We start from the raw sequence: 8,659 nt of genomic DNA on the forward strand, positions 1-8,659 counted from the left end.
CCCCAAGCCAGCCGCCCCCCAGCCCTACGGCGCCCAGCCGCAGGGTGGTTACGGCTACCCGGGCGCGCCCGGCGCCCAGGGCCAGCCGGGCCAGGGCCAGCCGTTCGGCGGTCAGCCGGGACAGCCGCAGCCGGGCCAGCCGTTCGGTGCGCAGGGCGGCCCGCAGCCCGGTCAGCAGCAGCCCCAGCCGCAGCAGGCCCAGGCCCCGCAGGCGCAGCAGCCGCCCGCCGCGGACTTCTCGCCGTTCTGGTTCGCGGTGCCCGTGCCCCGTCCGCTGTACGGCGAGGACGGCTCCCCGACGCCGATCGCCGAACTGGCGCCCGGTACCTGGTACTTGGCCGTCGAGCAGCGCGGCCCCGGCCTGGTGGCCCAGACGCAGGACGGCCGCCGAGGCGTACTGCAGGACACCAGCGGAATCCAGCGCGGCTGAACCCTCCGCTTCCACGCACGGCCCCTCGCTCTTCCGAGCGAGGGGCCGTTGTCGTACAGTCACCGTCTCAACTGAAGGCTGACGATCCGTCAGGTAACGAGGAGGCGGCGGCTCATGCGACTCGGTCTCGCACTCGGCTACTGGGGACGCGGCCCCAACCCGGCCCACGTCCCGCTGGCGCAGGAGGCGGAACGCCTCGGCTACGACTCCGTGTGGACCGCCGAGTCCTGGGGCTCCGACGTCTTCACCCCGCTGACGTGGATCGCGGCGCACACGTCCCGTATCAAACTCGGCACGGCAGTCGCCCAGATGGCCGCCCGCTCCCCCACCACGACCGCCATGCACGCCCTCACCCTCGACCACCTCTCGGGCGGCCGCATGATGCTCGGCCTCGGTCTTTCGGGCCCGCAGGTCGTGGAGGGCTGGTACGGCCGCCCGTTCCCGAAGTCACCGCTCACGGCGACGAGGGAGTACGTCGATGTCGTACGCCAAGTCCTCCGCCGCGAGGCCCCCGTTGAGCTGAACGGCCGTTTCCACACCCACCCGTACCAGGGCCCCGACGCCACAGGCTTGGGCAAACCCCTCAAGCCCATCACGCACCCCCTGCGCCCCGAACTCCCCATCCTCCTGGGCGCGGAGGGCCCGAAGAACATCGCGCAGACGACCCGCATCGCGGACGGCTGGCTGCCGCTGTACTGGTCGCCCCTGCGTCCCGACGTATACGAGGCGTCCCTGACCGACGCACCCGAAAGCTTCCTCATCGCCCCCATGGCCCAGGCCAGAGTCTGCGACGACGTATCGGAAGGCTTGCTCCCCGTAAAGACGATGCTCGGCTTCTACATCGGCGGCATGGGCCACGCAAAGCGCAACTTCCACGCCGACCTCATGGCGCGCATGGGATACGAGGAGGAGGCGCGGCGAATCCAGGACCTGTTCCTGGAGGGCCGCCGCGAGGAGGCCGTCCTCGCCGTCCCCGACGCCTTCGCCGACGAGATCTCCCTCGTCGGCCCTCGCGAACGCATCGCCGAACGCCTGGAGTTGTGGCGGAAAGGCCCGGTGACAGACCTGCTGGTTCTGTCCCCCGACCGCCGCACCCTCCAAGTCCTGGCGGAGCTCAACGAGACCTCGGCATAAGGGACATCGAACCCTCTGGCGGTTTCATTCAGGATTCAAGGGGCACTCGTTGAGCATGTCCCCTCGATCTCGCAGTAACCAGGCAGGCAGGGCCATCGCGATCGTCGCCGACATCATGGCGTCGATCATCGGCCTGTGGATCCTGATGTACCTGCTGGACGCGAACCGGGCGAACGACTTCGTGCAGTTCATCCAGGACGCGGCCCGCTGGCTCGCCGGCTGGTCACACGACCTGTTCACGTTCGACGAGGGCTGGGCCCGAGTCGTCGCCGGGTACGGCCTGGCCGCCGTCGTGTACCTCTTCTTGGGCCATGTGATCGCCAACCGCATGTACCGCCATCACTGAGGCGCCCACACGCAAGCCGCTACGAACGAGACGTCACGAACAGCAGTCGGCGTCCAGCCCCCAAGGCAACCGCTCCCCGCTGAACACCGCACACGTCGCCTCGTCCCCGCCCAGCGCCGCGACGGCGAGCAGCAGCGAGCCCGCCGTCCACGCGGTCAGCTCCTCGGGCCAGACGGCCTGGTCCTCGAAGACGTAGCCCGTCCAGTACAGCCCGGTCTGCGGGTCGCGCAGGTGCTGGATGGACTGGAGGATCTCCAGGGCCCGGTCGGACTCGCCCACGGCCCAGAGCGCCAGGGCGAGTTCGGCGGACTCGCCGCCCGTCACCCACGGGTTGGGCACGACGCACCGTACGCCGACGCCCGGCACCACAAAGCGATCCCAGTCCCGTTCGATACGTTCCTTCGCCTCGGCCCCGGTGAGCGCTCCGCCCAGCACGGGGTAGTACCAGTCCATGGAGTAACGGCTCTTGTCGAGGAACCGCTCCGGATGCCGCCGTATCGCATGCCGCAGCGTCCCCACCGCCAACTCCCAGTCCGGCTGCGCCTCTTCCCGCTCCTCGGCGATCGCGAGCGCGCAGCGCAGGGCATGGTGGACGGACGAACTCCCGGTCAGCAACGCCTCATCGGACCCGGCCCCGGTTCCGCTCCCGGTCCCGTCGCCCTCGCACCGCCAGCCGATCTGCCCGCCCGGCAGCTGGAGCCGCAGCACGAACTCCATGGCGGAGGAGACGGTGGGCCACATCCGGTCCAGGAAGGTGTCGTCGCCGGTCGCCAGATAGTGGTGCCAGACGCCGACGGCGACGTATGCGCAGAAGTTGGTCTCCCGGCCGCGGTCGGTGACGTCGGCGGCGTCCCCGTCGGCGTACGCCGCGTACCAGGAGCCGTCCTCGTTCTGATGCCGGGCCAGCCAGTCGTACGCCCGCTCGGCGGCCTCGTGCTCGCCCGCCGCGTCCAGCGCCATCGCGGCCTCGATGTGGTCCCACGGGTCGAGGTGATGCCCGCGGAACCACGGAATGGCGCCGTCCGGGCGCTGCACGGCGAGGATGCCCCGCACCGTCTCGGCGGCCTGCTCCGCGGTGAGCACGCCGGACAGGACGAGGTGTTCCGTACGGGGCGTCGTCACGAAGCGTCCACCGAGGCGTCGGCGTCGGCTGCGGCGGCTTCAGCGGCTTCGACCGGCAGATGCGGCTTGGTCGCGTACGCCACGAAGGACTTGCCGATCAACGGGTTCAGCGCCTGCTCGGCGACCCGTGTGGCCAGCGGCTTCTTCATGATGTCCCAGACCAGAAGCTTGTGATACGCCCGCACCGGCAGCACCTTGTCGTTGTCGACGCCGAACGCGCACTTCAGCCACCAGTACGGCGAGTGCAGCGCGTGGGCGTGATGCGTGCCGTACGGCTTCAGGCCCGCCTCGCGCATTCTGCCCAGAAGTTCATCGGCCTTGTAGATGCGGATGTGGCCGCCCTCGACCTCGTGATACGCGTCGGACAGCGCCCAGCACACCTTCTCGGGCCCGTAGCGCGGGACCGTGACGGCGATCCGCCCGCCCGGCTTCAGCACGCGCACCATCTCCGCGAGTACGCCCTTGTCATCGGGTATGTGCTCCATGACCTCGGAGATGATCACGACGTCGAACGACTCGTCGGGGAACGGGAGTTGAAGCGCGTCGCCCTCCATGGCGACGGCGCTCGACCCCTCCGGCGCCTCCCCCGCCTCCTTCATCGCGGCGAACCAGGTGGCGACCTCGCTGATTTCCTCGGCGTTCTGGTCCAGCGCCACGACGTGCGCTCCGCGCCGGTAGCACTCGAAGGCGTGCCGGCCGGCTCCGCACCCGAGGTCCAGTACGCGGTCGCCCGGGGCGAGCGGGAACCGGGAGAAGTCGACGGTCAGCACGTGGCCCTGCTTTCACGATCGGTTACGACTACTTCTGCGGCTGCTTCTGCGGGTACTTGTTCGCCGGCTTCGGCTTCAACAGCCCGTACAGCGGTGGGCCGTTGCGCTCCCCCGCCCGCGGCGATCGCCTCGCGGTACCGCGCCACCGTCCCCTCGGCCGCCCGCGCCCAGGTGAACCGCTCAAGGACCCGCGCACGCCCGGCGGACCCGAGCCGCGCACGCAGCGAGGGGTCGCCGAGAAGCCTGCTCAGGGCGGCGGCCAGCGCCCCGGAGTCACCCGGCGGGACGGCCAGGCACGTCTCACCGTCCCTCCCCGCCACCTCGGGAATCGCCCCGCCGGTGGTGGCGACGAGCGGCGTCCCCGTCGCCATCGCCTCCGCGGCGGGCAGCGAGAAGCCCTCGTACAGCGAGGGCACGCAGGCGACCTCGGCGGACCGTACAAGGTCGACCAGTTCCTCGTCCGAGATCCCCTTTACGAACTCGACGGCGCCTTCGAGCCCGTACCGCTCGATGGCCTGGGCGACCGGTCCGTCCTCGGCGCGCTTGCCGACGACGACGAGGTGCGCGGCGGGGTGCTCGGTGCGCACCTTGGCGAGCGCCTCGAGGAGGAAGACGAGCCCTTTCAACGGCACGTCCGCGCTGGATGTCGTGACGATCCGCCCCGGCGTCTGCGGCACGGACGGATCCGGCGAGAAGAGGTCGGTGTCGGCGCCGATGTGCACGACGTGGATGCGTTCGTCGCGTACGCCGAGCTGGTCGACGATCTCCTGGCGGGAGGTGCCGGAGACGGTGAGGACGGAGGGGAGGCGGCGGGCGACGCGTTTCTGCATGCGGGTGAAGGCGTACCAGCGGCGTTTGGAGGCGCGCTCGCGCCAGCCGTTCGCCGCGTCCAGCTCCAACTGGCGGTCCACGGTGATGGGGTGGTGGATCGTCGTGACGAGGGGGGCGCCGATGTCGCCCAACAGTCCGTAGCCGAGGGTCTGGTTGTCGTGCACGACGTCGAACTCGCCGCGGCGGGCGCGGAGATGGCGCCGGGCGCGCAGCGAGAAGGTCAGCGGCTCGGGGAAGCCGCCGGTCCACATCGTGCCGACCTCGAGGGCGTCGATCCAGTCACGGAACTCGCCCGGGCTCGGGGTGCGAAAGGGGTCCTCGGGGCAGTACAGGTCGAGGCTGGGCAGCTCGGTGAGGGAGAGCCGTCCGGGCCCGCTCCGGCCCCCGAGTCCGCCCCGGCCTTCATGCGCACCGAGTACGTCCACATCGAGTACGGGATACGGCTGGGCGCCGATGACCTCGATCCGGTGACCGAGGCGGGCGAGTTCGCGCGAGAGGTGCCGTACGTAGACGCCCTGGCCGCCGCAGAACGGGTTCCCTTTGTAGGTGAGGAGCGCTATGCGCAACGGTCGGTCGCCGTCGGCGGCCGAGCCCTCCTCGGGACCCGCCTCCATGGCCTCAGCGGTCACTCCGGGCCCCCTTCTTCCAGCAGTTTCCCGCGAGATTACTTCGGGACGGTAATCTAGAACAAGTTTCAGAGTTGATCGTTCAGGGAGCACTGAATCTACCGGCAGGTAGCCCTTCTGTGAGCGGTGGATCGGGTGATTCGCGCCACGGCGAGGCCCTACTCTGCTGTCGCTCACCCCGCCCCCACCCGACCCTTTTGCACGAACGTCACGGAACGGGACACATGCCAGCGGAAGCCACCCCACCGGCGAAGACCGCGCAGCCGACGACCGAGCGGCCGGCCACCGCGCAGCCGGCCACCGCGCAGTCGGCGACGAAGGCCAGGCGCTCGGCCACGGATGCCGAGAAACCCGCCGCCAAGCCCGCCGCCGCGAAGAGCGCGCAAGCGGTGGTACGAACGCTCCAGTCGGACTCGCCGCCGCTCACCGAGCGGCAGGAGGCCCGGCGGCGGCGCATCCTTCACGCCAGTGCGCAGCTTGCCAGCCGGGGCGGTTTCGACGCGGTGCAGATGCGCGAGGTGGCGGAGTCCTCGCAGGTCGCCCTCGGCACGCTGTACCGCTACTTCCCGTCGAAGATCCACCTGCTCGTCGCCACGATGCAGGACCAGCTCGCCCACATGCACGGCACCCTCCGCAAGAAGCCCCCGGCCGGCGACACGGCGGCGGAACGCGTCGCCGAGACCCTGATGCGCGCCTTCCGCGCCCTCCAGCGCGAGCCGCACCTCGCCGACGCCATGGTCCGCGCCCTCACGTTCGCGGACCGCAGCGTCAGCCCGGAGGTGGATCAGGTGTCCCGCCAGACCACCATGATCATCCTGGACGCCATGGGCCTGGGCGACCCCACCCCCGACCAGCTCTCCGCGGTCCGCGTGATCGGCCACACCTGGCACTCGGCCCTCATCACCTGGCTCTCGGGCCGCGCCTCCATCGCCCAGGTCAAGATCGACATCGAGACGGTGTGCCGCTTGATCGACCTGACCGAGCCGCGCGACGAGGGCTGACTCCCGCATGGCTGCCATGCGGGAGTCAGCCCGAGCGATGGTCACTCCTCAGGCGGAAACACCGGCTCCCCCGACCCCACCAGGCTGATCATGATCGCCTCCACCGGGCAGCCCTCCGCCGCCTCCAGGACCTTCTCGTTGGCGTCCGTGTCCGGGTCCAGGGGATGGGACTGACGGGCGGAGTCGAGGTGGAAGGCGTGAGGTGCCTGGTTGACGCACTGGGACGAGCCGATGCAGACCGAGCGGTCGACCTCGATGTGCCAGCGGTCACCCATCTTCTAAGCCTCACCCTCGTAGCCGTTGGGCAGGTGGATCATCTTGTGCTCGAAGTACTCGCCGTACCCCTCGGGCCCGAACTCCCGCCCCAGACCGGAGTTCTTGTAACCGCCGAACGGGCCGAGCATGTCGAGGCTGAAGGTGTTGACGGAGTACGTGCCCGTACGGACCTGACGCGCGACCTCGATGCCGCGCTCGACGTCCGCCGTCCACACACTGCCACTCAGCCCGTACTCCGAGTCGTTCGCGATCTTCACGGCCTCGCTCTCGTCGCCGTACGGGATGAGGCAGATGACCGGCCCGAAGATCTCCTCGCGGGCGATCCGCATGGAGTTGTCGACATCGCCGAAGAGCGTCGGCTCGACGTACCAGCCCTTGTCGATGCCGGCCGGACGCCCGCCGCCGGTGAGGATCTTGGCGCCCTCCTCCTGGCCGATCCGTATGTAGTCGAGGGAACGCTGCTGCTGGCGCCGGGCGACCAGCGGGCCCACCTCGGTGGCCGGGTCGAGGGGATCGCCGACCTTCAACGCGCCCGCGGTGGCGGCGAAGGCCTCGGCGAACTCGTCGTAGCGGGTTTGCGGCACGAGGATGCGGGTCTGGGCGACGCACGCCTGTCCGTTGATCATCCAGGCGAAGGGCGCGATGCCGCCCACGGCCGTCGCCGCGTCGGCGTCCGGCAGGATCACCGCGGCCGACTTGCCGCCCAGTTCGAGGGTGACGCGGGTGAGGTTGCGCGAGCAGACCTCCATGACGCGCTTTCCGGCCCCGACGGACCCGGTGAAGGACACCTTGTCGACGCGCTCGTGCCCCACCAGGTACTCGCTGACCTCCCGGTCGGCGGGCAGGATCGACAGCACGCCCTCCGGCAGCCCGGCCTCGGCGGCGATCTCCGCCAACAGGTAGGCGTCGAGGGGGGTTTCGGGTGACACCTTGAGGATCGCGGTGCAGCCCGCCAGCAGCGCGGGAGCGAGCTTGGCGGCGGCGGTGAACTGCGGCACGTTCCACGGCACGACGGCCGCGACCACCCCGACGGGTTCGCGCCGCACCAGGATCTTCCCGAGGACACCGTCGCGCTGCTCCTCGTACGTGAAGCCGCGCGCGGTGGTGATCGCCGAGTCCCACACCAACATCGAGGCGAGCGCCTGCACCATCACGGAGGAGGTGTACGGGGTGCCGTTCTCGGAGGAGATGACGCGGGCGATCTCCTCGTGCCGTACGGCGAACGCGTCCTTGATGCGGCTGATGACCTCGATCCGCTCGTCGAGGGTCATCCGCGGCCAGGGCCCCTCGTCGAAGGCCGTACGCGCCGCCGCGACCGCCCGGTCCACATCGGCCGGCGAGGCGTGCGGCACCCTCCCGATGACCTCTTCCGTGTGCGGCGAGACCACCTCGATGACGTCCTGGCCCAGGGGGTCCGTCAACACCCCGCCGATGAACAGCTGTCCGTGTTCCACGAGCTCGGTCATGAGCGACTGCCTCCTGCGGAGCCGGGCGATCCCAGTTGCTGATCCAGTTACTGATCTCAGTTGGTGATCTCAGTTTGGCGATCTCAGTTGGTGATCTTGTTACGTCGGGCATTCCTGACGCTGTTTCAGATACACGAGGAACTGATACCAGTTCTAGTTATCATGGGCAATGGCCATGCCGAAGAGGAGCGAAGAGGAGCCCGGATGCGGACCAGGACGGGGAATCCATGACACAGGTGACCGACCACGGCGGGGGCGTACGGTCCATCAGGGTCCCCATCCCTGACAACCCGCTCGGCTACACACTGGTGTATGTCCTCGACACCGACCGCGGCCCGGTCCTGGTCGACACGGGCTGGGACGACCCGGCGTCCTGGGAGACCCTGGCCAACGGCCTTACCGCGTGCGGCACTTCGACATCCGAGATCCACGGGGTGGTGATCACTCATCACCACCCCGACCATCACGGGCTGTCCGGCAAGGTACGGGAGGCCTCCGGCGCCTGGGTCGCGATGCACGAGGCGGACGCCTCGATCGTCCGGCGCACGCGCGGGACGCGGCCGGAGCGCTGGTTCACGTACATGACGGACAAGCTCACGGCCGCCGGTGCGCCCGAGGAACACGTGGCGCCGCTGCGTACGGCCCACCCCCGTACCC

The 8,659-nt window shown here is 69.8% G+C and carries 9 protein-coding genes and 1 pseudogene; 5 read left to right on the forward strand and 5 right to left on the reverse strand.

What is annotated here, in order from left to right; genetic code table 11:
* The 3 genes and pseudogenes from G6048_RS44780 to G6048_RS44790 form a co-directional block, all read left to right on the forward strand.
* Nucleotides 1–430: pseudogene (locus G6048_RS44780) on the forward strand (hypothetical protein); the annotation flags it as partial.
* A 114-nt stretch (nt 431–544) separates the two neighbouring features.
* Nucleotides 545–1,564 carry an LLM class F420-dependent oxidoreductase gene (locus tag G6048_RS44785; RefSeq protein ID WP_165345369.1) on the forward strand — a complete coding sequence of 340 codons (1,020 nt, stop codon included), beginning with the start codon at nt 545–547 and terminating at the stop codon, nt 1,562–1,564.
* Between the two features lie 55 nt (nt 1,565–1,619).
* Nucleotides 1,620–1,910, forward strand: coding sequence for a hypothetical protein (locus G6048_RS44790; RefSeq protein ID WP_165345370.1), 291 nt, complete (start codon nt 1,620–1,622; stop codon nt 1,908–1,910).
* A 33-nt stretch (nt 1,911–1,943) separates the two neighbouring features.
* Here the strand turns inward: G6048_RS44790 and G6048_RS44795 are convergent, their stop codons facing one another.
* The 3 genes from G6048_RS44795 to G6048_RS44805 are packed head-to-tail and all read right to left on the reverse strand — an operon-like array spanning nt 1,944 to nt 5,262.
* Nucleotides 1,944–3,032 (reverse strand): prenyltransferase/squalene oxidase repeat-containing protein, encoded by a 1,089-nt coding sequence (locus G6048_RS44795; protein WP_165345371.1) that lies wholly within the window; start codon nt 3,030–3,032, stop codon nt 1,944–1,946.
* Nucleotides 3,029–3,802 carry a class I SAM-dependent methyltransferase gene (locus G6048_RS44800; RefSeq protein WP_165345372.1) on the reverse strand — a complete coding sequence of 258 codons (774 nt, stop codon included), beginning with the start codon at nt 3,800–3,802 and terminating at the stop codon, nt 3,029–3,031. The genes G6048_RS44795 and G6048_RS44800 overlap by 4 nt, the downstream gene beginning before the upstream one ends.
* Nucleotides 3,796–5,262 (reverse strand): glycosyltransferase family 4 protein, encoded by a 1,467-nt coding sequence (locus G6048_RS44805; RefSeq protein ID WP_165345373.1) that lies wholly within the window; start codon nt 5,260–5,262, stop codon nt 3,796–3,798. The genes G6048_RS44800 and G6048_RS44805 overlap by 7 nt, the downstream gene beginning before the upstream one ends.
* Before the next feature lie 221 nt (nt 5,263–5,483).
* On the opposite strand from G6048_RS44805, the gene G6048_RS44810 reads away from it, so the two are divergent.
* The gene (locus tag G6048_RS44810; protein ID WP_235991084.1) at nt 5,484–6,260 is read left to right on the forward strand and encodes a TetR family transcriptional regulator; all 777 of its coding nucleotides are present in this window, start codon (nt 5,484–5,486) and stop codon (nt 6,258–6,260) included.
* A 41-nt stretch (nt 6,261–6,301) separates the two neighbouring features.
* Here the strand turns inward: G6048_RS44810 and G6048_RS44815 are convergent, their stop codons facing one another.
* Nucleotides 6,302–6,535 carry a ferredoxin gene (locus G6048_RS44815; RefSeq protein WP_033324547.1) on the reverse strand — a complete coding sequence of 78 codons (234 nt, stop codon included), beginning with the start codon at nt 6,533–6,535 and terminating at the stop codon, nt 6,302–6,304.
* A 3-nt stretch (nt 6,536–6,538) separates the two neighbouring features.
* Entirely contained in the window at nt 6,539–8,002 is a 1,464-nt protein-coding gene (locus tag G6048_RS44820; protein WP_165345374.1) for an aldehyde dehydrogenase, read from the reverse strand.
* A gap of 227 nt (nt 8,003–8,229) precedes the next feature.
* On the opposite strand from G6048_RS44820, the gene G6048_RS44825 reads away from it, so the two are divergent.
* Nucleotides 8,230–8,659: MBL fold metallo-hydrolase (locus tag G6048_RS44825; RefSeq protein ID WP_165345375.1), on the forward strand; the 430-nt coding region annotated here is incomplete at its 3' end.

It is taken from the genome of Streptomyces ureilyticus (genome assembly GCF_011045025.1).
GTDB lineage: Bacteria > Actinomycetota > Actinomycetes > Streptomycetales > Streptomycetaceae > Streptomyces > Streptomyces ureilyticus.